The following is a 25,920-nucleotide window of genomic DNA, read 5'->3' as shown; positions in this document are numbered from 1 at the left end:
CTTATGTATTGCGTCAGGCGCTAAGACGAAAACGCGAAACGGCCTGCAATAAAAGATCGGATTGCTTTTGCAGACGTTCAGAAGCATCCGAGGCGTCAGAGACCAGCAAATCCGTCTGACGGGAGACCTGGTTCAGCGCCTGAAGCTGACGCGTCATCTGGTGAATACTGTCTCCCTGGCTGAGCGTGGCGGTGGAGATCTCATTAAGCAAACTGCTTAAATTGCCCACCAGACCGGTGACCTGCTGCAGATTCTCTTCCATCAGGGTGACGGCACGAGAACCGTCTTCAATCCCCTGCACCGAGCGGTTGATAAGCTCCTGAATGGTCTGCGTCGAGTGGCTGCTCTTTCTGGCCAGCAGCCCAACCTCCCGGGCAACGACGGCAAATCCGCGCCCCTGATTTCCGGCATGGGCCGCCTCAATAGCGGCATTCAGCGCCAGGATGTTCGTCTGAAACGCCACGCTGTCGATCATCGCCACGATCCCGCGCATCTCTGACGATCGCTCGACGATCGCCTGCATGGACGCGTTTACGGTCGACATCATCTGGTCTCCCCCCACGGCTGCCTGGCGCGCTTCATCGGCCCGGGCGCTGGCGAGTCTGGCATACCCGGTGTTGCCTTCAACGTGGCTTTCCAGCGCCGCGATATGCGCCGTCACATCCTCAAGCTCTTTCGCCTGACGTGCCGACTGCTGATACAGCTTCTGGTTACCCTGTGCCAGGGCATCAATGTTCTCCACCATGGTCGCCGTGGCATAGCTGACCTGCATCACCAGCTGCTGCAGGCCAAGCTGCATCGTGGCAATACTGTCGCTAAGCTGCCCAATCTCGCGATTGAAACGCATAACGTTCGGCGGCGTGCCGGAGAGATCCCCTGCTGCCAGCAGGTTGATATGCGCGATGAGCCGACGCAGCGGTGTAATCACCCATCGGGACATACCGAACCAGACGACAGCGGCGATGGCGACTAACAGCACCGGGGCAAACAGGAATAACGTTTGCAGGTCGGAGAGCTGCGCCATGAGGCTCTGACGCCCCTGCATCGCCTGCTTCTCGCTTGCCTGCTGATAGCGCGCATAGTTGTCGTTAAAATCCGTCTGAAACGCCTGCGCCGGGACGGCAAAAAAAGCGTCGATGGTGTTGGTTTTGACCAGACCTTCCGCCTGCTCTTTGATCGCACCGTAGAAAAGTTGATAGCTGTTCACCAGCGCGTCGTCTTTCGGCGGATTCAGCGCCAGCCAGGCCTTCCATGCCTGCTGCGAAACCGTCAGCGCCTTTTGCGCGTCATCCATCAGGCTATGCCAGCTTCCGTCGGAGCCGGTCTCTTTATCCTGCATAAACCAGACGCCGGAGCGGTTAAGGAGATCGCTTGCGGCCAGCAGAGAGACGCGAGCCAAATCCAGCTTGCTCTGCTGCTGCCAGGCCAACAGGTTGTGCTGCTCGTTGCGCTGGGCTTCATTCAGGGAGGCATTAAGCAGGAGTGACGAGGAGAGCTGCAGCGCGGAGAAAAGGCCAATGATGCAAAAGATGCCCGTCAGCAGACCAAAGTGACGGGGGGTGAGACGCTGCGCAATACGGCGAAAAATTTGCGTTAGGTTCATAATTAGCTTCATTTACAAGGCGTTAGACGCGAGCGAGTCTACGAAATGAAAATGACAGAACCATTGCAGAATAGTGACAACGGCCCTCGTGAAGAGGGCCGAAATTCAAGATTACACGCGATCCTTCCACACCGTCTGCGCATTACAGAACTCGTGCAAGCCAAAGTGGGAAAGCTCACGGCCAAAGCCGCTTTTCTTCACGCCGCCAAAGGCTACGCGCGCATCGCTGGCGCTAAAGCCGTTGATAAACACCCCGCCGCACTCCAGCTCGCGGGAGAAGGTCTCTGCCAGCGCATCACTGGCGGTAAAGACCGTGGCTGACAGACCAAAATCGCTGTCGTTGGCCAGCATCAGGGCGTGCTCCGCGTCTTTCGCGACCGTAATGGCCGCGACCGGCCCAAACAGCTCCTGACGGAACGCCGTCATCGACGGGGTGACATTCGCCAGCACGGTTGGCGCATAATAATTTCCCTCGCCGCTGATTTTCTCACCGCCCAGCAGCAGCGTTGCCCCTTCTGCCAGCGTCGCCTGCACCTGCTGATGCAGTTCATCGCGCAGATCAAAACGCGCCATCGGGCCCAGGTAGTTTTCTTCCTGGTCCGGCGCACCCAGCTTCAGGGCCGCAACCGCATCGACAAAGCGTTGGGTAAAGGTGCCCGCAATACCTTCTTCCACAATGAAGCGTTTGGCCGCCGCACACACCTGTCCGGTATTCTGGTAGCGGCCTGCTACCGCCGCCTTCACGGCAAGATCCAGGTCGGCATCGTTGAGAACGATGAACGGGTCTGAGCCGCCCAGTTCAAGAACGCATTTCTTCAGCGCGGCCCCCGCCTGAGCACCAATGGCTGCCCCGGCACGCACGCTGCCGGTGACGGTCACCGCCGCAATACGACGATCGTTAATCGCCTGGCTGACGCCGTCGTTGGTGGCGTTCACCCAGCCGAACACGCCTTCAGGGAAACCCGCATCCGCAAAAATCTGCGCGATAAGATCCGCCGAGCCGAGCACGTTGGGCGCGTGTTTGAGCAGATAGCTGTTCCCTGCCAGCAGAATCGGCACCGCGCCGCGCAGCACCTGCCAGAGCGGGAAGTTCCACGGCATTACCGCGAGGATCGGCCCCAGCGGACGGTATTCAATAACCGCGTTCTGGTTTTCCACCTGCGTGGGTTCCGCATGCAGCATCGCTGGGCCGTGCTCGGCGTACCAGTCGCACAGGCCGGCGGATTTCGCCACTTCCGCCCGCGCCTGCTGAATGGGTTTGCCCATTTCACGGGAGATCGTCTGCGCCATCTCTTCAGCGCGATGACGCAGCGCGGCACCAAGATCGCGCAGCTTTTGCGCCCGGTGGGAGACGCTTTCGCGACGCCACTGGCGATAGCCCGCGTCGGACTGAGAAATCGCGCGTTCAACCTGTTCCGGCGTCGCCCACGGATACGCGGCGAGGGTTTCACCCGTGGCCGGGTTGACTGAGAAGGCATGTGTTGCAGAGGAATAAGTCATGGTGTTCTCCACGTTTTTCGGTTGATTAATTGTGGCCCACTCTGCTATTTCTTAAAAATGAATAATACTAACCACCTTATTCACGAAACGAGAACATTATGGATCTAACCCAGCTTGAGATGTTTAACGCCGTCGCGCTGACGGGCAGTATCACCCAGGCGGCGCAAAAGGTGCATCGCGTGCCGTCTAACCTGACGACCCGCATCCGCCAGCTGGAAGCCGATCTCGGCGTTGAGCTGTTTATTCGTGAGAACCAGCGTTTGCGTTTATCCCCGGCTGGCCATAACTTCCTGCGCTACAGCAAGCAGATCCTCGCGCTGGTGGATGAAGCGCGCATGGTTGTCGCGGGGGATGAGCCGCAGGGGTTATTTGCCCTCGGCGCGCTGGAAAGTACTGCCGCCGTGCGCATTCCTGAAACGCTGGCACAGTTTAACCAGCGCTATCCGCGCATTCAGTTTGCCCTTTCGACCGGGCCATCCGGAACGATGATTGATGGCGTACTGGAGGGAACCCTCAGCGCCGCCTTCGTCGACGGGCCGCTGTCGCACCCGGAGCTGGAAGGAATGCCGGTCTACCGGGAAGAGATGATGCTGGTCACGCCTGCCGGGCAGACGGAAATCTCGCGTGCCGCGCAGGTCAGCGGCAGCGACGTGTATGCCTTTCGCGCCAACTGCTCGTATCGCCGACACCTGGAGAGCTGGTTTCACGCTGACCGCGCCGCGCCCGGTCGCATTCATGAGATGGAATCCTATCACGGCATGCTCGCCTGCGTTATTGCGGGCGCGGGCATCGCGCTGATGCCGCGCTCGATGCTGGAAAGTATGCCTGGGCATCATCAGGTGGAAGCCTGGCCGCTGGCAGAAAACTGGCGCTGGCTCACCACCTGGCTGGTGTGGCGACGCGGGGCGATGACCCGCCAGCTGGAGGCCTTTATAGCGCTGCTAAACGAACGTCTTCAACCAGCGCCTTCTCCATAAACAGGCTGAGCGGATCGTCAACGTACGGGGCAAACGCCGGGCGCAAATCGTATCCGCACTGTTCATAAAGACGCACCGCGGCATGCTGCTTGATGCCCGTCTCCAGCCGTACCGTATGGCAATGACGGCTCAGAGCCTCATCTTCCAGGGCGGCCAGCAGCGTCTCTCCCAGATGCTGGCCACGATGGGCCGGGTCAATATAGACCCGCTTCATCTCGCCCGTACCGTCGCCGTTGAGCACGATAGCGCCACAGCCAACGGCCTGAAGCTGCTGGTCGCGAATGATCATCAGGATCAGCGAGGCTTCCGGCAGCGCAGCCAGATCGAGCAGATGATTACTTTCAGCGGGATAGAGTTCGCTCTGATAGCGGTCAAGCGCCGCGATCAGGCTAAGAATGTCCGGGTGACGTGCAGATTCAGAGGTAATGGAATACATGGCAGGCTCCTTGCTTTTTTATGAGGCTAAATTTCAACATAGCGCAGGCCTGCCAAGGTGCTTCATAGTATTAACTTATGTCATGACGCCAGCGTCAACTGGACATCTAACGCCCTCAACCCGGCCTGTGTCGCTTCGTCCAGCCTGCTGTCCGTGACGATATCCGTCAGGGTATTAAGATGCGCCACGTTAAATAATGACCAGGCTCCGTACTTGGAACTGTCCGCCAGCAGCACGCGACGTTTTGCATTGGCAATCAGATCCCGCTTTAAGGCAGCCTTCTCTTCCGTTGGTGAGGTAATGCCGCGGGTGATATCCCATCCGTTACAGCTAACGAAAGCCATGTCTGGCCACACGTTCTGCAGCAAGCGACGCCCGTGCTCACCGATGCAGGACTGACTTGAATCATCAATACGCCCGCCAATTATCGTCACTTCAATCTGACGGAATTCCGAGAGAAACAGCGCGATGTGCAAGTCGCTGGTGATGACGCGAAGCGGCAGATGCGTAAGTTGGCGAGCGAGTTCAATCATCGTGGTGCCAGCATCGAGCACAATGGCGTCGCCCGCTTTAACAAAGCTTGCCGCCGCGCTGGCGATGGCGTGTTTTTCTGCCAGACTGCGCTGCATTTTTTCATGCGTTGTGGGCTGGGAAGGAATAAACCGGTTAAGGGTAACGCCGCCATGGGTACGGCTAATGACACCTTCCTGATCGAGCTTTATCAAATCCCTGCGGATCGTCGCCGGAGAGGCATCGGTAATTGCCACCAGCTGATCCACCGTCACCAGATTGTGCCCTTTCAGGTAATCCATTATCTGCTCTAACCGGTTATATCCCTTCATATCATTCCCGTGTAATTTGCATAGCCAACTGGATAGACACCGTCATGCTCTCAGACTTCGCTTTGCCGGTCCAGGCAATATCGAATGCGGTACCGTGGTCCGCAGAGGTACGGATAAACGGCAAGCCGGCGGTGATATTCACCCCGTCATAAAAGCCGAGTAATTTTAGCGGAATATGCCCCTGATCGTGATACATCGCAACGACCATGTCATACATTCCTTCGTGGCATTGCATAAATACCGTATCCGGTGGACACGGTCCGGTGACGTTTAACCCCTGCGCTTTCATCGCGTCGATAGCCGGGCCGACAATCTTGATCTCTTCATCGCCAAACAGGCCGTTTTCACCCGCATGCGGGTTAACGCCGGCAACCGCAATGCGCGGATGTTGAAAGCCGACGCGTTTCAGGAATCTATCCGCAATCCCAATCACGGTTTTTACCCGATCCTGATTGAGCGTATCAAGGAATTTGCGCAACGCAATGTGGGTCGTGATGTGAATCACCTTCAGTTTGTCCGTATACAGCACCATGGCGTAATCTTTGCTGTCGGTCAGATGCGCCAGCAGCTCGGTATGACCCGGATAGAGATGACCGGCCAGGTGCAGTGCCTCTTTATTCAGGGGAGCCGTTGCAATCGCCTTCACCTCACCCGCCATCGCCAGTTCGGTAGCACGCTTCACGCAGCGATAAGCCAGATCCCCGGCCTCAGCCTGAACGATACCCGGCTTCAGTGCATCAGGATCGGCCAGCGGTTCATCAAGCACGTTAATCACGCCAGCGGCAAAGCGCGCGCCGCTGACCGTGTCGATAGTGCGGATATCCGCCTGCCCGGTGATTCCTTTCTCAAGCACCCGCTGCAGCGTTCTGGCGCAGCCCACAACCACCACAGGCGCCCCTGACAACTCACCCTCGGTGAGGGATTTGATGATGATTTCCGGGCCAATGCCAGCCGGGTCACCCATGGTTACAGCAATAATTTTAGTCACTCAGTCTCTCCTCGATAAAATGCAACACCTCAAGCAGCGTCTCTTCGTTTCCGAAGCCCCCTGCTTTGGTCATTACCGGCTGCTGCCAGCCACAACCCAGAAATTTTCCGACTGGCACGCACTGTGCGACGCACCCGGTAATCTCAAACCCCCGAGCGTCCAGTGCCCTCGCGACAGCCATCGCCACGTCGCCACCGGAGACGTACAGCGCGTCAGGCGTCTGCGCCGCCAGCACCTGTCGGGTCAGTTCGCCTAAAAACGTACAAATTTTTTCGCCCAGGCCTGCGCGGGTGACGCGATACTGCTGGCAGAGTTGCTCGACCTGATGCCGAGCCTCGTGGCCCGCACAGGTATGCACAATGCAGTGATGGCCAGACTGAAGTACCTGCGCAATCTGTTCGAGATACCGGGACGTGTCTCCGCGCAGCGCGTCATTCACATCAATGAGTACCGACGAGACGTCCGCCTGGCTTACCGCCAGCGCAATCTGTCGTTGCGCGATCTCACTCATCGAGCCGACGACGGCCAGCAGTTGTTTACGCCGGACCGGGGCCAGATGACGGGCCAGCGCATCGCATAGTCCGGCAGAGCCCACCAGCAGCGGCGTCTGTGAGCAGGCCAACGCGGCATCGATAATGGCGTCCATCTCCTCATCGGTGTGCGCATCCACGATGAGCCATTCCGTTCCTCGGGCAAGTTCGGCAGTGAGCGTTTTCACGGTCACGCTTTTAGCGCTCACCCCGGTAAACAGGTCAGCAATAGCGGCAGACGGGACAGGCGTTTTGGGATCGCTGGCAAATTCGGTTTCATTCACCGGAACGCCGTTTACCAGACACCTGCCGTACCGCGTGATCCGCCCTGCTGACGGGTATGCCGGCGCCACGATCACCTGCCGCCTGCCGCTTAATGCCTTAAGAACCTGAGATTCGGCTCCTGCATTGCCACGCAGCGTGGAATCCATCTTTTTAATGAGCCAGCGGGCATCCGCGATTTCAGCCCCGAGTGCGGCCACCCTTTCGGCCGCCTCCGATGCCTTCAGCGCCCGGGAATCGGTGTTAACGATCAGCACATCGCTCGCCTGGGTAAACGGTGTATGAAACGCCACGCTGACTTTTTTGCCGCACAGCGCCAGGCTGACACCGGCATCATTTGCGCCGGTAAAGTCATCGGCGACGACCACGACCTCTCTGTTCACATTGCTCACTTTCATCCCCACTTCGGGTTAGCCTTTCCCGTTAATGATTATATTCAATCATTATTGATTATATGTGAGCAAGATCAAGTTAATCAGTTTGCGAATAAATTATAAATTTAGCCACACGATGACCATGAAGCGTCTTACTTGAGCGAAATCAATCATGGATACAGAGACAGGAGAAAAGCGTGGTTACGATCAACAGCACCCTGATTAGCGGGGCGAATGCCATCGCCGCCATCAGGCCATTACTTACTGATAAAACGCAGATCCTGCTGGTGACGGACGGCAATATTGCGCGTCTGGAGGCAGCAAAGCAGATCCGCGCGATCCTCGAAGAGGACCAGCGCGGCGTCACAATTATCGACAATGTCCCGCCTGAACCCACCCATCACGACGTTAACCAACTGCTCTCGACGTTAAAGGGAACGTTTGGGCTGGTCGTCGGGCTCGGCGGCGGTAGCGTACTGGATGTAGCCAAACTGCTTTCAGTACTTTGTCACCCGCTTTCTCCAGGGCTGGACAACCTGCTCGCGGGCATAAAACCGGTGGCACGCATCGCGTCACTGCTGATCCCGGCCACTGCAGGAACCGGATCGGAAGCGACGCCGAATGCCATTCTGGCCATACCGGAGCAAAGCACGAAAGTGGGCATCATCTCCCCCGTCCTGCTGCCCGATTACGTCGCCCTGCTGCCGGAACTGACGACCAGCATGCCCGCACACATTGCCTCATCCACCGGGATTGATGCCCTGTGCCATCTGATTGAGTGTTTCACCTCAACGGTCGCTAATCCGGTTAGCGATAACGCCGCGCTGATGGGCCTGTCTAAGCTGCTCAACAACATTGAAACGGCCTGCGCCGAACCGGGCAATCTGCTGGCGAAACTGGAGATGCTGTGGGCGTCTTACTACGGCGGGGTCGCCATTGCACATGCTGGCACGCACCTGGTTCACGCCCTGTCCTACCCGCTCGGCGGCAAATATCACCTGCCTCACGGGGTGGCCAACGCGATTCTGCTGGCGCCCTGCATGCGCGTGGTTCGTCCCCACTGCGTGACGAAATTTGCGCAAGTCTGGGATTTGGTGCCCGGCGCGGATACGTCGCTGTCAGACGAAGAAAAATCCCACGCGCTGGTGGAGTACTTTGCCGCGCTGGTTCGCAGACTCAACCTGCCGGATAACCTGGAGACACTGGGCGTACCGCGTGAAGATATCGCCTCCCTCAGTGATGCGGCCCTTAACGTTAAGCGGCTCATGAACAATGCACCCTGTCAGGTTAATCACGACGAGGTGCAGGCGATTTACCGGACACTGTTTCCCCAACATTAATAGCCAAGGAGTGTGTAATGCGTAACAACATCAGGGGCGTGCTAACGGCCGTTGTAACCCCCTTTAACATGGAAGGCGCGCTGAACCTGTCGGGCCTGAAACGACAGATCGATCGTCAACTCAGTGCTGGCAACGGCATCTTCTGCGGCGGCACAAACGGCGAGTTCTTCGTGCTTAACGAAGAAGAAAAAATCGCCGTCACCCGCACCTGCGTGGAAACGGTGGCCGGGCGCGCACCGGTCGTGGCGCACATTGGGGAAATTTCGACCCGCGAAACCATCCGTCTGGGGAAACAGATCGCCTCGCTGGGCGTCGATGCCGTTTCCGTCATTACCCCTTACTTCGTTCCGCTGAAACAGTCTGAACTGGTCGCGCACTACACCGCTATCGCCGACGCGCTAGCCGTACCGGTATTTCTGTACAACATTCCAGCGCGTACCGGCAATACCATTGAACCCGCTACCGCACGCGCGCTGGCCGAACATCCCAACATCGTCGGTATTAAAGACAGTGCCGGGAGCTATGAAAGCCTGCGTGGATTCCTTAATGCGGTGAGGGACATGGATGGATTCGACGTGCTCAACGGCCCAGATTCGCTTATCCACCAGGGCTTCGTCGACGGATGTTCGGCCTGCATTTCCGGGCTGGCAAACGTGGCGCCGACGGCCATCAACGCTATCTGGTCACGCTTTAACGCGGGGGATATTGACGGTTCCCGCCTTGCGCAGGAGAGCGTCACCCAACTGCGCACCGAGCTGTACAACGTGGCGTTTTCCCCTGCCGCAGTCAAAAAAGCACTGCAGATCATGGGGGAAGACGTCGGTGAGAGTCGATATGCCGTGGCATTTAGCGAGCAGCAGTGCCAACAGATACGCCGAATAGTGACAACGTCACTTAACTAAACGGCGTTGGTTTCGTCAATAAGAATACCGGGTACCTGAGGTGCCCAGGATTCACTCGCCCTGAAGAGAGGCAAAGATGAATAATTTTACCGCTGAAGATACCCTAATCATTGTGGGCATTGTTATTGCTTACATCCTTTTCACCACCTGGCTGACCTTCCGGATCCGCAGTAAAAATTCCGGCGATTTTATGGAAGGCTCCCGCGCAATGCCGGCACTTATTGTCGGGATCCTGCTGATGTCCGAGTATATCGGCGCTAAATCCACCATCGGCACCGCACAGGCGGCGTTTGAAGACGGCTTTGCCGCGTCATGGTCGGTCATCGGGGCCGCGATTGGCTTCCCGCTCTTTGGCCTGTTGCTGGTAAAACGCATCTACAACACCGGGAAAATCACTATCTCTGGTGCGATTGCTGAAAAATACGGTAACAGCACCAAAAACATTATCTCTGTCATCATGATCTACGCCCTGCTGCTGGTTAACGTGGGGAATTACGTCAGCGGCGCAGCGGCTATTTCCACCGTACTGAAAGTCAACCTGCCCGTTGCCGCCTTCATTACGGCCATCGTCAGTACCTTCTACTTCGCCTTTGGCGGCATGAAGGGGGTTGCCTGGGTGACCGTACTGCACAGCGCGCTGAAATACTTCGGTATCCTCGCTATCATGGGCTTTGCGCTCTCCAAAACCGGCGGCTTTACGCCAATGATTGAAAACATGCCGGCCTTCTACTGGACCTGGGACGGTAACATCGGTGCGTCGACCATTTTCGCGTGGCTCATCGGCACCATCGGCTCTATCTTCTGTACCCAGTTTGTAATCCAGGCAATCTCCTCCACCAAAGATGTGAAATCGGCCAAACGCTCTACCTGGGTCGCCTTCTTCTTCTGCCTGCCGATTGCGCTGGCCATTGCGGTGATTGGGGTGGCGGCAAAATATCTGCACCCGGAAATTAACAGCCTGTATGCAATGCCGATTTTCCTGCAGGACATGAACCCGTGGTTGGCCGGCCTGGTCACCACCTCTCTGGTGGCGTCTATTTTCGTCAGCGTCAGTACCGTGGCGCTGGCTATCGCCTCCCTGGTGGTAAAAGACTTTTACGTGCCGATGCGCAACCCAACGCCCGATCAGGAGTTTAAGGCCACCCGCTGGATCTCCCTACTGATTGGTTTCCTGCCGCTGATTTTTGTTCTGCTGGTACCTGAAGTCCTGAAGCTCTCGTTCTTTACCCGCGCCATTCGCCTGTCGATTTCCGTGGTGGCCGTTATTGCGTTTTACGCGCCGTTCTTCCGCAGCACCCGCGGTGCCAATGCGGGCCTGATTGGCGCCTGCGTCGTCACCTCCGTCTGGTATCTGCTGGGCGACCCTTTCGGCATCAACAATATGTACATTGCCTTGCTGACCCCTGCCGTCATCATGGCGATCGATCGCCTCATTCCGGGAAAAGCGCAGGGTAAAGCGCCAACCCCCGCTCAAAATAATGGAGTCTGATATGTCTGTAACCGTAACCCGCGACGGGATTGTTCGACCACAACAGGATGCGCACGTGCAAACCGCCATGCTGCCCTCCTCTTGCCCACAAAACCACGCGGCGAATCTGCTGCCGCTGCCGGATGGCTCGCTGATGTGCGTCTGGTTTGGCGGCACCCAGGAAGGCATTGCCGATATCTCCGTGTGGGGGGCACGCCTGGCACCGGGCAGCCAGCAGTGGAGTGATGCGGTAAAACTGTCGGACGATGCCACGCGTTCCGAACAGAACCCGGTTCTGTTCCTGGCCCCGGACAACGTCCTGTGGCTGCTGTGGACCGCGCAGATCTCAGGTAATCAGGATACGGCTATCGTTCGCTATCGCCAGTCCCGGGATCTGGGGAAAACCTGGGGGGAGATCGCTACCCTGCTCGATAAACCGGGCACGTTTATCCGTCAGCCGATTGTCGTGGTGGATAACGGTAACTGGCTGCTCCCGGTGTTTTATTGCCGTACCCAACCAGGTGAGAAATGGGTCGGAAACGACGATATCAGCGCGGTAAAAATATCCGGGGACGGCGGCAAAACGTGGCGCGATGTTGAGGTACCGGAAAGCCTCGGCTGCGTACATATGAATATTACCCACCTGCTCAACGGCACACTGGTCGCCCTGTTCCGCAGCCGCTGGGCAGACAATATCTATTACAGCCAGTCAACGGATAACGGCGAAAGCTGGTCCGTACCGGAGCCCACGGAGCTCCCTAATAATAACTCCTCTATCCAGGTGACCACGCTTGCGGGCGGTGAACTCGCGCTGGTCTTTAACCCCATGAGCGCCGCCGGGGCGCGGGAACGTCGCGCCTCGTTATACGATGAAATTGACGATGGTGATGACCGCAAGGAGCCGGTTGTTACCCACGGTCGGACGGCCTTCTGGGGCGCACCGCGGGCACCGATGACCGTCGCCATTTCGCCTGACGGCGGAAAAAGCTGGCCGTGGCAGCGTCATCTTGACGAGGGGGATGGTTACTGCATGACCAACAACTCTCTGGAAAAGCTGAACCGCGAATTCTCCTATCCCAGCATCAAACAGGGGCCCGATGGCGCGCTTCATATCGCGTACACCTACTTCCGCCAGGCCATCAAATATGTGCGGGTGACCCCGGAATGGGTTAAGGAGTCCATATGATTATCGGTCATCTCAACGCCCTGCCGCTGGCAGGGCTTCCGTCGGCGTTGTACGCCCTGCTATCCCGTCCGGACTGCACGCTGCAGGCGCTCAGCGAACGCGATGACGGGCGCTGGCAGCCGGAAAATGCAACCTGGTTTTGCCAGATTGGTCCGGCGCAGACGCAGCCACGTCCAGATCGGCATACGGAGTACCATCGCCAGTGGGCCGATATTCAGGTTGTGCTGGCAGGAGAAGAACATATTTATGCTGGCGCACGCCCCACTGGCAAGCCGGAGGACGAAGAGCGTAAACCGGATCTCTTTATTACTTCACCTGCTGAACACAGCGTGAGGATCCGTCTTGCCGCAGGAGACTTTGCGGTCTTTTGTCCGGGAGAACCCCACCAGGCGCTGTGCGCCGCAGAGGCGCCGCTGACCGTTCGCAAAGCGGTATTTAAAATTCCCCGAGCGATGCTGGAGGTCTGACATGCGTCACGCCGTCGTCACCGGGGCCAGCTCCGGAATTGGTGAAGCCATCGTCAAGCGTTTACTGGCGGAAGGCTGGCAGGTTACTGGGCTCAGCCGCCGGGCAGTGATGCTGAATGCCCTTGGCTTCACGGGCCTGCGCGTGGATATCAGTGATCCTGCTGCGCTGTGCAGCGCCCTGCAAACCATCGCGACGCCCCAGGCGGTGATCCATGCTGCAGGGATGATGGCCGCTGCGCCCCTGGGCCAGCTCGAAAGCGATGTGAGCACCTCACTGTGGCAACTCCACGTCCGGGCCTGTGAGGCGTTGTTTAACCATTTTGCGCCCGCAATGGCCGCAGGTGGACGGTTTGTGGCGATTGGCAGCAGAACCTCTCGCGGTGCAGCAGGACGATCGCAGTACGTTGCCACCAAAGCAGCGATGGTAGGGATGGTCAGAAGCTGGGCGGCGGAACTGGCCCCGCGCGGGATCACCGCTAACGTGGTCGCGCCAGGGGCTACCCAAACGCCGATGCTCAGCGCACCGGGGAGAGAAACCTCGCCGCCGAAGTGTCCGCCAATCGGACGTCTGATCGCCCCAGAGGAGGTGGCGGGACTGGTGAATTTCTTACTTAGCAATGAAGCCGCCGCCATCACCGGTCAGGAGATGGTGATATGCGGCGGCGCCTCACTCGGCTAGCGCAGGAAAACACGCCCTTTCAGATACAGGGTGGCCTGACCGCCGATCAGCACGCGGTCGCCCTTCAGCTCGCAGCGCAGATCCCCGCCACGGTGCGCCCCCTGGTGGGCATAAAGTGACGTTTTACCCAGCTTTTCGCTCCAGTAAGGGATCAGCATGCTGTGGGCAGATCCGGTAACCGGATCTTCGGGCACCCCTTCGCCCGGGCAGAAAAAGCGGCTGACGAAGTCATATTTATCACCCGGCGCCGTCACGCAGACCATTTTATCCAGCGGAAGCATTGCCCCAATATCCGGCGTTAACGCTTCTACCTGCTGCTGGCTCTCCAGCACCACCAGGTAATCACGTCCAACGCGCACCTCTTTTGCCTCTGTGATGCCCAGGCCGCTAAACAACAGCGCAGGTGGGTTCTCGACCACCTCCGTTGACCACGCGGGGAAGTTCAGCGTCAGCCAGTCGCCGCTGCGTTTAACCGTCAGCTCGCCCACGAAGCGCGTGGTGAAGGTGATTTCAGTGTGCGGATAGTCAAGGTATTCGAAAATAACGTGCGATGCGGCAAGCGTGGCATGGCCGCACAGGTTAATTTCATCCAGCGTGGTAAACCAGCGCAGCTCAAACCCACCGTCGGTACGGACGAAAAAGGCGGTTTCAGACTGGTTATGCTGCTGCGCCATTTTGAGCAGCGTCTCGTCCGGCAGCCACTCTTCCAGAGGACAGACCGCTGCCGCGTTGCCGCCAAAGGTTTTGTCGCTGAAGGCATCCACCAGATAAAAATCAATTTCCTGCATTGTCTCTTCCTCTCTTGTTATGGGTATTTAGCGCAGAAAAACTGTGCCTTTCAGATAAAGTGAAGCCTGTCCGCTCATCAGCACGCGCGAGCCTTTCAGTTCACAGCGCACGTCGCCGCCGCGCGCGGAAACCTGACGGGCAAGCATGGCTGTTTTCCCCAATTTTTCGCTCCACCAGGGAATTAGCATGGTGTGCGCGGAGCCGGTGACTGGATCTTCCGGTACGGAAACGCCGGGGGAGAAAAAGCGGCTGACAAAATCGTATTCCCCCTCACCGCGCGCCGTCACGCTCACCTTATGCTCGCCCGGCGTCATCGCCGAAAAGTCCGGGGCGAGGGCCTCGACCTGCTGGCGATTTTCCAGAACGATGACCCAAGCGCGCCCTTTACGGGCTTCAACGTAGCGGCTGATACCCAGCGCCGAAAGCATTTCCGGCGGGGGCGTCTCTTCATGGGTTGGGCATGCCGGGAAGTCCAGCGTCATCCAGTCCCCCTCCCGGGTGACCGTCAGGTGGCCAGAGGCGGTATCAAAGTGGATCCGCGCGTCCGGGTAGTCCAGCTCGGTAAACAGTACATGCGCCGCCGCCAGCGTAGCGTGACCGCAGAGATTGACTTCACTAAGCGTGGTAAACCAGCGTAGCTCAATGCCCCCTTTGCTGCAGACGAAAAACGCCGTTTCCGACTGATTATGCTGCTGCGCCATCTTCAGCAAGATCTCATCGGGTAACCATGCTTTCAGCGGGCACACGGCGGCCGGATTACCGCCAAACGTGGTATCGCTGAACGCATCGACCAGATAAAAATCAATCTCCTGCATTGTCTTACCGCCTGTTTTTATTGTGTTGTTCTTTTATATTCAATGAAAACAGCGTCCCCGGCTACCGCTTTCATAAGGTAAATATTGAGATCTGCGTCACATAATGGTTGAGTTTTCGCCGTTCGACGTTTTAAGATCGTCTCCTCTTCTTTTCAGCAACGAATCTCAGACATCCCTATGACAACGAACACAGTTTCCCGCAGGGTCGCGTGGCTACGCGTGGTCACGCTGGCAGTTGCCGCGTTTATTTTTAATACCACAGAATTTGTGCCGGTTGGGCTGTTGTCGGACATCGCTGACAGTTTCCAGATGGAAACAGCGCAGGTGGGCATTATGTTGACCATCTACGCCTGGGTGGTGGCGCTGATGTCTTTGCCGTTTATGCTGCTGACCAGCCAGATGGAGCGGCGCAAGCTGCTGATCGGTCTGTTTGTCTTGTTCATTGCGAGCCATGTGCTGTCGTTTATGGCGTGGAATTTTACGGTGCTGGTCATGAGCCGAATTGGCATCGCCTTTGCCCATGCGGTGTTCTGGTCGATTACCGCGTCGCTGGCGATTCGCCTGGCGCCGGCAGGTAAACGCGCTCAGGCGCTGAGCCTGATTGCTACCGGTACCGCACTGGCGATGGTGCTGGGTCTGCCGATTGGCCGCATCGTGGGGCAATACTTCGGCTGGCGCACGACCTTCTTCGCCATCGGTATGGGCGCGCTGGCGACGCTGGTATGCCTGATTAAACTGCTGCCCGCGCTGCCGAGCGAACATTCCGGCTCGCTGAAAAGCCTGCCGCTGCTGATGCGTCGCCCTGCGCTGCTGAGCATCTACCTGCTGACCGCCATCGTCGTGACGGCCCACTACACGGCGTATAGCTACATTGAACCGTTTGTGCAGGTGGTGGCGGGCTTTAGCGCCAACTTTGCCACCGTCTTGCTGCTGATCCTCGGCGGCGCGGGCATTATTGGCAGCGTACTGTTTGGCAAGCTGGGTAACCGGCACGCCTCCCTGCTGGTGAGCAGCGCCATCGGCCTGCTGCTGGGCTGTCTGCTGTTGCTGATGCCCGCCGCGGGCAGTGAAAGCCATCTGGCGATCCTCAGCCTGTTCTGGGGCGTGGCGATCATGATTATTGGCCTGGGTATGCAGGTGAAGGTGCTGGCCCTGGCGCCGGATGCGACGGACGTCGCCATGTCGCTGTTCTCGGGGATTTTCAATCTGGGCATTGGCGCGGGGGCGCTGGTGGGAAATCAGGTCATCCTGCACGTGTCGATGTCGGCGATTGGCTATCTGGGGGCTATTCCGGCCCTGGTGGCGCTGATCTGGTCGGTACTCATCTTCCGTAAGTGGCCGGTGGCGCTGGAGGAACAGGGGCAGCACGGGTGAGGGTTGTTGGTGCCGGGTGGCGGCTTCGCCTTACCCGGCCTACGTTATTACGATTTGTAGGCCGGGTAAGCGCAGCGCCACCCGGCAATGAACTTAATGATAGGTCTTAATAATCTCCAGCACGCCGTTAATAATAAACTGCACGCCCATACAGACCAGTAAGAAGCCCATCAGACGGGAAATTGCCTCGATACCGCCCTTACCTACCCAGCGCATAATGGCGCCGGAGCTGCGCAGCGACACCCACACGATAAGACCGATAATCGCAAAAATCAGCGGTGGCGCAACCGTCAGTACCCAGTCCGGGAAAGTTGCGCTGTCACGCACCGTTGACGCGGAGCTGATGATCATCGCGATAGTCCCCGGCCCCGCCGTGCTCGGCATGGCAATCGGCACAAAGGCGATATTCGCACTCGGTTCGGTTTCCAGCTCTTCCGATTTGCTGGTCGCTTCCGGCGACTCATGCGCTTTTTGCGCCGGGAACAACATGCGGAAACCAATAAAGGCCACAATCAGCCCCCCGGCGATACGCAGACCAGGGATGGAAATCCCGAAGGTATTCATCACCACCTGTCCGGCGTAATAAGCCACCATCATGATGGCAAACACATACACCGAGGCCATCATCGACTGATGGTTGCGCTCTGCGCTGTTCATGTTCCCTGCCAGCCCGAGGAAAAGCGCCACCGTCGTTAACGGGTTAGCCAACGGCAGCAAGACCACCAGCCCAAGGCTGATTGCTTTAATTAAATCCAACATAGTGCGTTGTCGTCCTTATCCATATTTAACACAGCAATTATAGGGGGAAAGTGTGACATTCAGCCATGGGGGCAACGTAACGATTATTTTCCTTCAGAAAAGATAACTGTCAGTTATCTCTATGATTTGAAAGACCTCAAAAAAAGTTCATGAAACGTTTTAGCAATTCGTGGCATCGGCTGATTCATTCAGTTGACTTATACTTGCCTGAGCAATAATATCTGCCGTGACTAACTACTTGCCAGGGCAACCATTGTGAAAAGCACCAGTGATATCTTTAACGACGTTGTTCCGCTGGGTCGTCTTATTCATATGGTCAATCAGAAAAAAGATCGCCTGCTCAATGACTACCTGTCACCGCTGGATATCACCGCAACACAGTTCAAAGTGCTGTGTTCCATTCGCTGCGAAGTGTGTATCACGCCGGTTGAGCTGAAAAAGGTGCTCTCTGTCGATCTGGGTGCGTTAACCCGCATGCTCGATCGTCTCGTCTGCAAAGGATGGATAGAACGAAGCCCTAACCCGAATGACAAACGCGGCGTACTGGTGAAGCTAACCAGCGATGGCGCGGCCATGTGCGAGCAATGTCATCAATTAGTAGGACAAACACTGCATCAGGAACTAACAAAAAACTTAACGGCAGATGAAGTGGCAACCCTTGAGCTTCTGCTGAAGAAAATCCTGCCGTAAACAGAAAAAAAGAGGTATGACGATGTCCAGACGCAATACTGACGCTATCACCATTCATAGCATTTTGGACTGGATCGAGGATAACCTGGAATCGCCGCTCTCCCTTGAAAAAGTGTCAGAGCGTTCGGGTTACTCCAAATGGCACCTGCAACGGATGTTCAAAAAAGAGACCGGTCATTCATTAGGTCAATATATTCGCAGCCGCAAGCTGACGGAAATTGCCCAGAAACTGAAAGAAAGCAATGAGCCGATCCTTTATCTGGCGGAGCGTTACGGATTTGAATCGCAGCAAACCCTGACGCGTACGTTCAAGAACTATTTTGACGTGCCGCCTCATAAGTACCGAATCACCAGCGTGCCGGGCGAATCCCGATACCTGTATCCGTTAAAACACTGTAGTTAATCATCGCCTGTAACAGACGTAACCGAGGAAATCATGAAAGTTATCGCCTCCGCCGCCCTCGCCTTGCTGGTGCTGTTCTCCAGCCAGACCTTCGCGGAGCAAACCCCTCGTGCAACGCAGCAAAATAATCCTGATACGATGATTTTGCCGTCAGCACATGACCAGTCGCCTTATGATTTCAACCACATGGGTGCTGGTAGCGACAAATCCGACGAATTAGGCGTGCCTTATTATAATCAGCACGGCTTCTGATTCGTTTTTGCCCCGCAGATGCGGGGCTTTTTTTATGCCTTTTCGCTTACCCGCGTCGTCCGACGAACCCGCAGACCAAACACGTTAATGTACAGCCCGGCCATGATCAGCACGGCGCCCAACAGCTGCAGCGCGCTCAGCGTTTCATCCAGCAATATCGCCGCACTGGCAAGTCCTACCACCGGTACCAGCAGGGATAACGGCGCGACGCGCCAGGTCTCATACCGCCCCAGCAGAGATCCCCAGATCCCGTAGCCCACAATGGTGGCGACAAAGGCCAGATAGACGAGAGACAGGATCGTGGTCATATCGATGTCGACCAGACTGTTCAGCATCACCGCCGGACCGTCCAGAATACTCGACGCCAGCAGAAACGGAATAACCGGGATCAGTGCGCTCCACACCACCAGCGACATCACCGCCGGGCGCGCCTCGTGCTGCATAATCAGCTTGTTGAAGATATTCCCGCAGGCCCAGCTCAGCCCTGCCGCCAGCGTCAACATAAACCCGAGCAGCGCCACATGCTGACCATTCAGGCTGGCCTCGATCAGCACCAGCACGCCGAACACCGCCAGGGTGATCCCCGCCAGCTGTTTGCCCTGCAGACGCTCGCCAAACACGAACGCCCCGAGAATAATGGTAAAGAACGCCTGCGCCTGTAACACCAGCGAGGCAAGACCCGCCGGCATACCGAACTTGATGGCGCAAAAGAGAAACGCGAACTGGCCAAAGCTAATGGTCAGACCGTAGCCCAGCAGCAGTTTAAAGGGGATCTTTGGACGCGCCACAAAAAAGATGGCCGGGAAAGCGACCAGCATAAAGCGTAAACCGGCCAGCATCAGCGGCGGCATGTTATGCAGCCCCAGCTTAATGACCACAAAATTGAGCCCCCATACTACGACCACCAGCAATGCCAGCAGCCCGTCTTTCCGCGTCATATCCAGCCCCTGAATTATTAATAATTTGTTAACACTTCAAGGTAACAGAAAAAAGTACGTCACGAGAAGATCATTATTTCTGGCAGGCAGCTGAAGCACTTAGGGATAAATCAGGTGCTATACAAGCCCCTTATGTCATGGTAATCCTGTTAACACACATCTAATAAAAGCATAAGCAACTGTCGGGCAGGAATATGAAACCATCTCTCAGGCGCTCAACCACAGCGCTGCTGGCATCGTCATTGTTGTTAACCATCGGTAGAGGGGCAACGCTGCCGTTCATGACCATCTATCTCACGCGCGTCTACAGCATGAGCGTCGAGAATATTGGTTATGCCCTGACCGTGGCGCTGACCATTGGCGTGGTATTCAGCCTGGGATTTGGCATTCTGGCCGATAAGTTTGATAAAAAACGCTACATGCTGATCGCGATTGTGGCGTTTATCGCTGGCTTTGTGGCGATCCCGCTGGTCAATAACGTCACGCTGGTGGTGCTGTTCTTTGCGCTGATCAACTGCGCCTACTCCGTCTTTTCGACGGTGCTGAAAGCCTGGTTCTCCGACGTACTGACCTCCAGCCAGAAGGCGCGGGTCTTCTCGCTGAACTACAGCTTCCTGAACATTGGCTGGACGGTCGGCCCGCCGATTGGCACCCTGTTGGTGATGTACAGCCTGCAGCTGCCATTCTGGCTGGCAGCCTTCTGCGCCGCCCTGCCGCTGGGCTTTATCCATTTCTTTGTGCAAAAAAGCGTGGCGTTAGATACCGCAGAGGAGAAAACGCCCTGGCAGCCGTCGGTCTTGCTGAAAGACCGCGCGCTGTTCTGGTACACGCTCTCTGGCCTGCTGGCGTCCTACGTGGGTGGGTCGTTCGCGAGCTGTATTTCGCAATACGTTCTGGCCGCGCATGCGGACAGTGATTTCGCCGAAAAGGTGGTGGCCGTGGTGCTCCCGGTCAACGCTGCCGTGGTGGTGACGCTGCAATATGCGCTGGGCCGCAAAATCTCAGCCAGCAATATCCGCCCGCTGATGACCCTTGCCACCCTGTTTTTTATCGTGGGACTGGGCGGCTTTATGCTCTCCGGGGAAAACCTGGTTTACTGGGGCATCGCTGCCGCCATTTTCACGCTGGGTGAGATTATCTATGCGCCGGGTGAATACATGCTGATCGACAACATTGCGCCACCGGGAATGAAGGCGAGCTATTTCTCCGCGCAGGCGCTGGGCTGGCTCGGCGCGGCGGCAAACCCGATGATCACCGGTATCATCCTGACCAACCTGCCGCACTGGTCCTTGTTTGTGATCATGATGGTCGCCATCGCCATGGCCTGGCTGATGATTTTGCGCGGGATGAGCGTGAAAAGTGAAGATAGCGTGTCGGGTGGCGCTGCGCTTACCCGACCTACAAAACCCTAATCGTAGGCCGGGTAAGGCGAAGCCGCCCCCCGGCAAAAGCAAAAACCTAGTGGTGCAACATCTCCTCCACCACCTGCTCTTTATACATCTCGTTCGGGTAATAGGTCGGCCAGTTGTCCATCTCTTTCAGCAGCGCCTCCTGAGAGGTGTTGCCCATGAAGATATGGAAGTGAGACGAGGCCTTCGGTCCGATGGTATGGTCGCTGAACTGCACGAACTTCGGCGCCTTGCTAGCGACGTCCTTACACTCAAACAGATAGCGAACGCCTTTCTTACCTGACGCGTAGGTCAGAATTTTGTAGCCGCTGTAATCATACTGACACCGGCTGACCGCTTTGCCCTGATGGAATTCCATCACGTTATTTTCGATGCCGATGGCATCCACGTCCGTCGCATATCCCGTGCGGTAGTAGGCTTTCACCTCATCAAAGGATTTGCTTTTGTCTTTCTGGGCTTTCTGTTTAAAGACCGGATCCAGCGAACCATCGAGCAGGAACGGATAGACCGACTGCCAGGTTCCGTCCCAGTCAGACAGCGTTCTGTCCTTCACGTCTTTATCCTCAAACACGCCGTTCGCCGCCTTCTGTTCCGCTTCGGTCATCTGATGGCCGTGCGAGTGAGCAAACAGCTGGCCGCTGACCAGCAGCGCCCCCAGAGTCATGGCAAATTTTCCAATATGTGCAGCCAAAGTAACGCCCTCATTCCGTTTTATAAGAATGAGAATGTTATATTATAACATTTCAGATCGCAACCAGGCCGCGCACGCCCTCCTGCTCCATGTTTTCGCCCCGCCCGCGCTGAATAATGGTGCCGCGGGACATCAGCAGATAGCTGTCGGCCAGCTCGGCGGCAAAGTCGTAAAACTGCTCCACCAGCAGGATCGCCATGTCACCTCTGTTTGCCAGGGTGCGAATCACGTGGCCGATCTCTTTAATAACGGAAGGCTGTATGCCTTCGGTCGGTTCATCCAGGATCAGCAGCTGCGGACGGCTCGCCAGCGCGCGCCCAATCGCCAGCTGCTGCTGTTGCCCGCCGGAGAGATCGCCCCCGCGACGATGCTTCATCTCTTTGAGCACCGGGAACAGCTGCCAGATCTCCTCCGGCACCTGCTTCGCCTCGCGGGCAGAAAATCGCGACAGCCCCAGCTGGAGGTTCTCCTCCACGGTCAGGCGCGGGAAAATCTCCCGTCCCTGCGGGACATACGCCACACCAGACTGTACCCGCTGGTGCGGTTTACTGTGGGTGATCGTTTTTCCCTGCCAGATGACCTCCCCGGTTTTCGCCGGGATCAGCCCCATCAGACACTTCAACAGCGTGGTTTTCCCCACGCCGTTGCGACCCAGCAGACAGGTGACTTCACCGGTGACGGCCTCAAAGCTCACGCCGCGCAGGATATGGCTGCCGCCGTAATACTGATTCAGTTCGTTGACCTGTAACATTCCCTCTCCTTAACGTCCCAGATAGACCTCAATCACCTGCTCGTTGGCCTGAACTTCGCGAAGCGATCCTTCCGCCAGCACCCGCCCCTGATGCAGCACGGTCACATGGTCGGCGATGGTTTCAACAAAGCCCATATCGTGCTCCACCACCATCAGGGAGTGTTTGCCCGCCAGCGTTTTGAACAGCTCTGCGGTGTATTCCGTTTCCGCGTCGGTCATTCCGGCGGCGGGTTCATCCAGCAGCAGCAGATGCGGGTCCTGCACCAGCAGCATGCCGATCTCCAGGAACTGCTTTTGTCCGTGGGAAAGCAGCCCGGCGCGGCGGTCGCGCTCGCCGGTCAGCCGCAGTAAAACCAGCATCTCGTCGATCCGATCGCGCTGCCCGCCGTTGAGTTTTGCCCGCAGGCTCGCCCAGACGGACTTATCGGTTTTCATCGCGATCTCCAGGTTTTCCCACACCGTCAGCGCCTCAAAGACCGTGGGTTTCTGGAATTTACGCCCGATGCCCTGGCGCGCAATGGCCGCTGGCTCCAGCGCGGTCAGGTCGATGGACTGGTCGTAAATCGCCCTGCCGCTCTTTGGCCGCGTTTTGCCGGTGATAACGTCCATCAGCGTGGTTTTACCGGCCCCGTTGGGACCGATCACGCAGCGCAGCTCACCCACGCCGATATTCAGCGAGAGATCGGTCAGGGCCTGAAAGCCATCAAAATTGACGTTAATCGCCTCAAGCTGCAGGACCGGGTCGGTCTGCTCGCGGTAACGATCGCCGGGTAGCTGGCGGGTGAATAACCCTTCGGCTGGCTGCATTATTTTTCTCCCTTACGAAACAGTCCGTAGACGCCGCGCGGTAAAAACAGCGTAACGGCGATAAAAATCAGCCCCAGAAACAGCTGCCAGTATTCCGGCATCGCAACGGTGAAGAAACTTTTCGCCCCGTTCACCAGCGCCGCGCCAATCACCGGCCCCACCAGCGTGCCGCGCCCACCCAGCGCCACCCAGATGGCGGCCTCTATCGAGTTTGTCGGCGACATTTCGCCCGGGTTGATAATGCCCACCTGCGGCACATAGAGCGCCCCCGCCAGACCGCACAGCACGGCAGAGAGCGTCCACACCAGCAGCTTGAACCCGCGCGGATCGTAGCCGCAAAACGTCAGCCGGTTTTCGGCATCGCGAACGGCGGTCAGAATGCGGCCAAACTTGCTCTTCGCCAGCGCAAACCCTGTGCCCAGGGCCAGGAGCAGCAACAGCACGGTGGTCAGAAACAGCGCGATACGGGTCGTCGTTTCCGTTACTGAAAACCCGAGCAGTGTGGTGAAGCCGGTAAAGCCGTTATTGCCGCCAAAGCCGGTTTCGTTGCGAAAGAACAGCAGCATCCCGGCATAGGTCAGCGCCTGGGTCATAATCGAGAAATAGACCCCTTTGATCTTCGAGCGGAAGGCAAACCAGCCAAATACCAGCGCCAGCAGCCCCGGCACCAGCACAATCAGCACCAGCGCCCAGGCAAAATGCTGGGTGCCCCACCAGAACCAAGGCAGCTCGCTCCAGGAGAGAAACGACATAAACGCAGGCAGACCGTCACCTGCAGCCTGGCGCATCAGGTACATGCCCATCGCGTAGCCGCCCAGCGCGAAGAAGATCCCGTGCCCAAGCGACAGCATACCGGCATAGCCCCACACCAGATCCAGCGCCACCGCAACGATGGCATAGCAGAGGATCTTGCCAATCAGCGTCAGCATCCAGGTCGACAGCGCCAGCGGATGCGTCGCAGGCAGTAAGGCGAAAAACGGCAATATCAGCAGACACACCACCAGCAGGCTGCCTGCAATTTGCGTTGTGCGTGGCGCTTTGCGCGCCAGCGTTAAGGTCAGCGGCTGGCTCATCAGTCAATCACCCTCCCTTTCAGCGCAAACAGTCCCTGGGGGCGTTTCTGGATAAACAGCACGATCGCCACCAGAATCACGATCTTGCCCAGCACCGCCCCTATCTGCGGTTCAAGAATTTTATTGAAAATGCCCAGACCAAACGCCGCGGCCACGCTGCCTGCCAGCTGGCCTACGCCTCCGAGCACCACCACAAGGAAGGAGTCGATGATATAGCCCTGACCCAGCTCCGGCCCGACGTTACCCAGCTGCGATAGCGCCACGCCGCCTAACCCCGCAATCCCGGAGCCAAGCCCGAACGCCAGCATATCGACGCGCCCTGTCGGTACCCCGCAGCAGGCGGCCATGCTGCGGTTTTGCGTCACCGCCCGCACGTTGAGCCCCAGACGGGTTTTATTCAGAATGAGCCAGGTGAAGAACAGCACCAGCAGCACGAAGCCCAGCACCACAATGCGGTTCCACGGCAGCGTCAGGTTGGCAAAAACCTGCACCCCGCCGGAGAGCCATGCCGGGTTCGCCACCTCGAGGTTCTGGGCGCCAAAGGTCATGCGCACCAGCTGGATAAGCATCAGGCTGATGCCCCACGTCGCCAGCAGCGTTTCCAGCGGACGACCGTACAGATGACGGATCACCGTGCGCTCCAGCATCATTCCAATGCCCGCCGTCAGGCAGAACGCGACCGGCAAGGCGATAACGGGATAGAGCGCCAGCCACTGGGGCGCAAGCCCGGCCATCGCCTGCTGTACCATCCAGGTGGCATATGCCCCGAGCATCAGCATCTCGCCGTGGGCCATGTTAATCACCCCCAGCAGGCCGTAGGTGATAGCCAGCCCCAGCGCGGCCAGCAGCAGTACCGATCCGAGGGACAGCCCCATAAACGCCTGGCCCAGTAGATCGCCCCACATCAGTCGGTGCTGGATCTGGCTAAGACTCTCTTCTGCGGCCGCGCGAACGCCGCTATCCGGCTCCGTCTGTGGCTGGGTAAACGGGGTGAGTCTGGACTGTACGTCCGGATCGTCGGACTGGCCTAACAACGCCACGGCCTTGCGGCGCACCTCGGCCTGCGGGCTTGCCAGCTGGAGATTCGCGACCGCCAGCAGCAGCGCCTGACGCGCCACGGCATCCGTTTCATCGCTCACTCGCTTTTCCAGAAAAGCGAGCATGTCGGGCCGGGCATCGCGCTGCAGCTGACGCGCCGCCGCTCGCCTTTCAGTGACACTGTCACTCACCAGCTGATGCGTGGCGATGGCGGTCGCAGCCAGCACGCGCAGCCGGTTCGTCAGACGAACGGCTTTGGTTGGGCCCTCTGCCGTCTGACTTTCCCCCAGCGGGATGACGTTGCCATTGCGTTGTGCAAAGGCGTGCTTTTGCGTATCGACGTAGAGGTTTTCTTTTTGCAGCGCCTCAAGGAGCGGCAGTCTTGACGCATCCGGCGCGGCGGCCCACTGCGTCAACAAATCCGCCTGCTGGCTGCGGCTGGCGGCAACAAAACGATCGGCATCCGATGCCTGCACCATCCCTGGCAGCAGTCCGGAAAGCCATACAAGAGCGATGAACAGGCGCATGGCGTTCATGACGTTTCTCCCTTCGGTGAT

General features: G+C 57.7%; 27 protein-coding genes. 12 read left to right on the top strand and 15 right to left on the bottom strand.

Annotated elements, in window-relative coordinates:
• Positions 1 to 13 precede the first annotated feature (13 nt).
• Positions 14 to 1,603, bottom strand: a complete 1,590-nt coding sequence (locus LJA86_RS06815; RefSeq protein WP_063621618.1) for a methyl-accepting chemotaxis protein — start codon at positions 1,601 to 1,603, stop codon at positions 14 to 16.
• A 111-nt stretch (positions 1,604 to 1,714) separates the two neighbouring features.
• Positions 1,715 to 3,103, bottom strand: a complete 1,389-nt coding sequence (sad, locus tag LJA86_RS06810; protein WP_063621617.1) for a succinate-semialdehyde dehydrogenase — start codon at positions 3,101 to 3,103, stop codon at positions 1,715 to 1,717.
• Between the two features lie 98 nt (positions 3,104 to 3,201).
• On the opposite strand from sad, the gene ptrR reads away from it, so the two are divergent.
• The gene (gene ptrR, locus LJA86_RS06805; protein ID WP_047741852.1) at positions 3,202 to 4,080 is read left to right on the top strand and encodes a putrescine utilization regulator PtrR; all 879 of its coding nucleotides are present in this window, start codon (positions 3,202 to 3,204) and stop codon (positions 4,078 to 4,080) included.
• On the opposite strand, the gene LJA86_RS06800 is transcribed toward ptrR, so the two are convergent.
• From LJA86_RS06800 to dtnK, 4 genes are all read right to left on the bottom strand, one after another.
• Entirely contained in the window at positions 4,034 to 4,516 is a 483-nt protein-coding gene (locus tag LJA86_RS06800; protein ID WP_024908460.1) for a GNAT family N-acetyltransferase, read from the bottom strand. The two genes, ptrR and LJA86_RS06800, sit on opposite strands and share 47 nt — an antisense overlap.
• An 80-nt stretch (positions 4,517 to 4,596) precedes the next feature.
• A complete protein-coding gene (locus LJA86_RS06795; protein WP_229225866.1) occupies positions 4,597 to 5,358 on the bottom strand; it encodes a DeoR/GlpR family DNA-binding transcription regulator in 762 nt (253 codons plus the stop codon).
• 1 nt (position 5,359) lies between these two features.
• The gene (locus tag LJA86_RS06790) at positions 5,360 to 6,346 is read right to left on the bottom strand and encodes a D-threonate 4-phosphate dehydrogenase (protein ID WP_111966672.1); all 987 of its coding nucleotides are present in this window, start codon (positions 6,344 to 6,346) and stop codon (positions 5,360 to 5,362) included.
• Complete coding sequence (gene dtnK / locus LJA86_RS06785) at positions 6,339 to 7,556, bottom strand: D-threonate kinase (protein WP_229225865.1); 1,218 nt, start codon at positions 7,554 to 7,556, stop codon at positions 6,339 to 6,341. Before dtnK ends, LJA86_RS06790 begins: the two co-directional genes overlap by 8 nt.
• Positions 7,557 to 7,729: 173 nt before the next feature.
• Here dtnK and LJA86_RS06780 point away from each other — a divergent pair, with 173 nt between their 5' ends.
• The 6 genes from LJA86_RS06780 to LJA86_RS06755 all read left to right on the top strand — a co-directional run bounded on the left by LJA86_RS06780 (position 7,730) and on the right by LJA86_RS06755 (position 13,574).
• The gene (locus tag LJA86_RS06780; protein WP_104948567.1) at positions 7,730 to 8,872 is read left to right on the top strand and encodes an iron-containing alcohol dehydrogenase; all 1,143 of its coding nucleotides are present in this window, start codon (positions 7,730 to 7,732) and stop codon (positions 8,870 to 8,872) included.
• A 17-nt stretch (positions 8,873 to 8,889) separates the two neighbouring features.
• Positions 8,890 to 9,774, top strand: coding sequence for a dihydrodipicolinate synthase family protein (locus LJA86_RS06775; RefSeq protein WP_229225864.1), 885 nt, complete (start codon positions 8,890 to 8,892; stop codon positions 9,772 to 9,774).
• Positions 9,775 to 9,850: 76 nt separating this feature from the next.
• Positions 9,851 to 11,263 (top strand): sodium:solute symporter family protein, encoded by a 1,413-nt coding sequence (locus LJA86_RS06770; RefSeq protein WP_229225863.1) that lies wholly within the window; start codon positions 9,851 to 9,853, stop codon positions 11,261 to 11,263.
• Between the two features lies 1 nt (position 11,264).
• Positions 11,265 to 12,428, top strand: coding sequence for a sialidase family protein (locus tag LJA86_RS06765; RefSeq protein WP_111966676.1), 1,164 nt, complete (start codon positions 11,265 to 11,267; stop codon positions 12,426 to 12,428).
• Positions 12,425 to 12,895 carry a YhcH/YjgK/YiaL family protein gene (locus tag LJA86_RS06760; protein ID WP_229225862.1) on the top strand — a complete coding sequence of 157 codons (471 nt, stop codon included), beginning with the start codon at positions 12,425 to 12,427 and terminating at the stop codon, positions 12,893 to 12,895. The genes LJA86_RS06765 and LJA86_RS06760 overlap by 4 nt, the downstream gene beginning before the upstream one ends.
• Position 12,896: 1 nt before the next feature.
• Entirely contained in the window at positions 12,897 to 13,574 is a 678-nt protein-coding gene (locus LJA86_RS06755; protein ID WP_229225861.1) for an SDR family NAD(P)-dependent oxidoreductase, read from the top strand.
• Here the strand turns inward: LJA86_RS06755 and LJA86_RS06750 are convergent.
• Both LJA86_RS06750 and LJA86_RS06745 read right to left on the bottom strand, forming a co-directional pair.
• Positions 13,571 to 14,362 carry a PhzF family phenazine biosynthesis protein gene (locus LJA86_RS06750; RefSeq protein WP_126533881.1) on the bottom strand — a complete coding sequence of 264 codons (792 nt, stop codon included), beginning with the start codon at positions 14,360 to 14,362 and terminating at the stop codon, positions 13,571 to 13,573. The genes LJA86_RS06755 and LJA86_RS06750 overlap by 4 nt on opposite strands.
• Positions 14,363 to 14,389: 27 nt before the next feature.
• On the bottom strand, positions 14,390 to 15,178 hold the full coding sequence (locus tag LJA86_RS06745; RefSeq protein ID WP_229225860.1) for a PhzF family phenazine biosynthesis protein: 789 nt from the start codon (positions 15,176 to 15,178) through the stop codon (positions 14,390 to 14,392).
• Between the two features lie 177 nt (positions 15,179 to 15,355).
• On the opposite strand from LJA86_RS06745, the gene LJA86_RS06740 reads away from it, so the two are divergent.
• Positions 15,356 to 16,552, top strand: a complete 1,197-nt coding sequence (locus tag LJA86_RS06740) for a sugar transporter (protein ID WP_229225859.1) — start codon at positions 15,356 to 15,358, stop codon at positions 16,550 to 16,552.
• A 93-nt stretch (positions 16,553 to 16,645) separates the two neighbouring features.
• On the opposite strand, the gene LJA86_RS06735 is transcribed toward LJA86_RS06740, so the two are convergent.
• On the bottom strand, positions 16,646 to 17,311 hold the full coding sequence (locus LJA86_RS06735; RefSeq protein WP_032651801.1) for a MarC family NAAT transporter: 666 nt from the start codon (positions 17,309 to 17,311) through the stop codon (positions 16,646 to 16,648).
• A 255-nt stretch (positions 17,312 to 17,566) separates the two neighbouring features.
• On the opposite strand from LJA86_RS06735, the gene marR reads away from it, so the two are divergent.
• From marR to marB, 3 genes are read left to right on the top strand one after another with little or no spacing between them, the layout of a single operon-like run.
• Positions 17,567 to 18,001: a multiple antibiotic resistance transcriptional regulator MarR gene (marR, locus tag LJA86_RS06730; protein WP_008502236.1), complete on the top strand. Its 435-nt coding sequence runs from the start codon at positions 17,567 to 17,569 to the stop codon at positions 17,999 to 18,001.
• Positions 18,002 to 18,023: 22 nt separating this feature from the next.
• Positions 18,024 to 18,404, top strand: coding sequence for an MDR efflux pump AcrAB transcriptional activator MarA (marA, locus tag LJA86_RS06725; protein WP_008502237.1), 381 nt, complete (start codon positions 18,024 to 18,026; stop codon positions 18,402 to 18,404).
• A 33-nt stretch (positions 18,405 to 18,437) separates the two neighbouring features.
• Positions 18,438 to 18,656 (top strand): multiple antibiotic resistance protein MarB, encoded by a 219-nt coding sequence (marB, locus tag LJA86_RS06720; protein ID WP_008502238.1) that lies wholly within the window; start codon positions 18,438 to 18,440, stop codon positions 18,654 to 18,656.
• A gap of 32 nt (positions 18,657 to 18,688) precedes the next feature.
• Here marB and eamA read toward each other — a convergent pair whose 3' ends face one another.
• On the bottom strand, positions 18,689 to 19,594 hold the full coding sequence (eamA, locus tag LJA86_RS06715) for an O-acetylserine/cysteine exporter (RefSeq protein ID WP_021242508.1): 906 nt from the start codon (positions 19,592 to 19,594) through the stop codon (positions 18,689 to 18,691).
• A gap of 194 nt (positions 19,595 to 19,788) precedes the next feature.
• Here eamA and ydeE point away from each other — a divergent pair, with 194 nt between their 5' ends.
• On the top strand, positions 19,789 to 21,006 hold the full coding sequence (gene ydeE, locus LJA86_RS06710) for an efflux MFS transporter YdeE (protein ID WP_229225858.1): 1,218 nt from the start codon (positions 19,789 to 19,791) through the stop codon (positions 21,004 to 21,006).
• Positions 21,007 to 21,052: 46 nt separating this feature from the next.
• Here ydeE and zinT read toward each other — a convergent pair whose 3' ends face one another.
• Genes zinT through urtB form a run of 5 tightly spaced genes read right to left on the bottom strand, consistent with a single transcriptional unit; the run spans position 21,053 to position 25,899 of the window.
• Positions 21,053 to 21,694 (bottom strand): metal-binding protein ZinT, encoded by a 642-nt coding sequence (zinT, locus tag LJA86_RS06705; RefSeq protein ID WP_045910531.1) that lies wholly within the window; start codon positions 21,692 to 21,694, stop codon positions 21,053 to 21,055.
• A gap of 52 nt (positions 21,695 to 21,746) precedes the next feature.
• A complete protein-coding gene (gene urtE, locus LJA86_RS06700; RefSeq protein ID WP_229225857.1) occupies positions 21,747 to 22,445 on the bottom strand; it encodes an urea ABC transporter ATP-binding subunit UrtE in 699 nt (232 codons plus the stop codon).
• A 9-nt stretch (positions 22,446 to 22,454) separates the two neighbouring features.
• On the bottom strand, positions 22,455 to 23,252 hold the full coding sequence (gene urtD / locus LJA86_RS06695) for an urea ABC transporter ATP-binding protein UrtD (protein WP_229225856.1): 798 nt from the start codon (positions 23,250 to 23,252) through the stop codon (positions 22,455 to 22,457).
• A complete protein-coding gene (urtC, locus tag LJA86_RS06690) occupies positions 23,252 to 24,325 on the bottom strand; it encodes an urea ABC transporter permease subunit UrtC (protein WP_196352274.1) in 1,074 nt (357 codons plus the stop codon). The genes urtD and urtC overlap by 1 nt, the downstream gene beginning before the upstream one ends.
• Complete coding sequence (gene urtB / locus LJA86_RS06685) at positions 24,325 to 25,899, bottom strand: urea ABC transporter permease subunit UrtB (RefSeq protein ID WP_229225855.1); 1,575 nt, start codon at positions 25,897 to 25,899, stop codon at positions 24,325 to 24,327. The genes urtC and urtB overlap by 1 nt, the downstream gene beginning before the upstream one ends.
• Positions 25,900 to 25,920: the final 21 nt, after the last annotated feature.

Origin of the sequence: Enterobacter sp. TCD1-1 (assembly GCF_020567405.1) — a bacterium.
Taxonomy (GTDB): domain Bacteria; phylum Pseudomonadota; class Gammaproteobacteria; order Enterobacterales; family Enterobacteriaceae; genus Enterobacter; species Enterobacter quasiroggenkampii.
This window is presented reverse-complemented; position numbering and strand designations above follow the sequence as displayed.